3 protein-coding genes are annotated in these 1304 nt (G+C 43.2%); all 3 read right to left on the bottom strand.

Annotated elements, in window-relative coordinates; all coding sequences use genetic code 11:
• Positions 1-104: thiosulfate oxidation carrier complex protein SoxZ (locus B7X71_RS17115; RefSeq protein ID WP_293601623.1), on the bottom strand; the 104-nt coding region annotated here is incomplete at its 3' end.
• A gap of 54 nt (positions 105-158) precedes the next feature.
• Positions 159-611 (bottom strand): thiosulfate oxidation carrier protein SoxY, encoded by a 453-nt coding sequence (soxY, locus tag B7X71_RS17110; RefSeq protein WP_215300805.1) that lies wholly within the window; start codon positions 609-611, stop codon positions 159-161.
• 86 nt (positions 612-697) lie between these two features.
• Positions 698-1304: c-type cytochrome (locus B7X71_RS17105; protein WP_293601622.1), on the bottom strand; the 607-nt coding region annotated here is incomplete at its 5' end.

The raw sequence follows: 1304 nt of genomic DNA, 5'->3' as shown, positions 1-1304 counted from the left end.
GAAGCGTCTTTACGCTGACCAGATTCCATATCATGTTTCATCAAAATTTTTACATCTACAGTACCGCCATTTTCAGCAGCTCTTACGCGCATTGGATCAGCCATTTTGGTTCCTCTTTTATTCTATGTATGAATTGTGTTTATTAATATGCTTCGGAATTAACCGCCGCAACCACCAAGCGTTACTTTGACTTCTTTAACAGTCATTAGCCACTTGCCATCAGCTTTTACCAAGCCGTATACATTGGATGTTTGACCCATTTTGATACGTGTTGTCACAAATGAATCTGTGCCAGCAGGAATAAAGAATTGAGCTGCTAGTGAGCTTGGGTTCTTTTCAACCAAGATAGCCATTTGCTCTGCCTTAAGCGTAGAAGTGATTCCAACAGGAACAACTGCACCGTTTTCAGCGATATCTGGGGCATTCAAAGTCACTGCAGATGATTTATCTGGACTATCAGCACCCAAGATCTTGAATACATCATCGATACCTTTGCCTTCAAAAGCGGCTTTGTTCCACTCTTGAGCTTGAGCAGTGCTGATAAGGCCTGCAGAAGCCATTAGGCCAAATACTGCTGAATACTTCATCAAACTGCGTCGCTGCTGATTCATAAAAACTCCTTTATTAATCTTAACTTCCATCAATTTATTGCTTATTTTGCATTAAAACATTGTGGTTACTACCTAATTGGCTATTTTTATTTGCCACCAGATAGCACCCAGGTTACTAAAGTCTTGCGGTCCTCGTCCGAAAGTTGGGCTTGTGGCGGCATTGGAATTGAGCCCCAAACGCCTGCTCCACCAGATTTCACCTTGGCCATTAACTTTTCAAGCGCCCCACTTTGGCCGTCATATTTCTTGGCAATATCGGTGATTGATGGCCCAACTAACTTGGCATTTAGAGCATGGCAAGCAGAGCAATTTTCGCTCTGGAATAAAGCAGCCGGGCCTTTTTTGGCTGATGAATGCGTATCCTTGGCATGGGCTAGGCCATCACCAGAAGCGCCAGGCAATTTAGCTAACGGTGGTTTAGTTGAATCTGCACCACGATATGGGCCGTACATGCGGTTTTGCTCTGCAATGTTCTCGTGTGCATTTCGAGCGAAATCAGGCAAGGTTGAGCCGATTTGAACAAATTGAACGCAATTTTTCATGCAAGAACTACCATTGACATCAGGTTTACCAGTGACGTTCCAAAAACCATGCTTCGTTGTCATTCCATTGCGATTTGGCATCTTTACTTCCGCAATATTGGTATTACTCAATACAAAATCATCCGGAACAATTTCACCCAAACTGAGAATG

Source organism: Polynucleobacter sp. 39-46-10 (genome assembly GCF_002282275.1).
Note: the sequence above shows the minus strand (reverse complement) of the source record. Positions and strands in the feature narration are given on the sequence as shown.

Excerpts from the sequence above, each read along its gene's own strand:
- soxY (WP_215300805.1), bottom strand. The coding sequence starts at position 611 with ATGAATCAGCAGCGACGCAGTTTGATGAAGTATTCAGCAGTATTTGGC.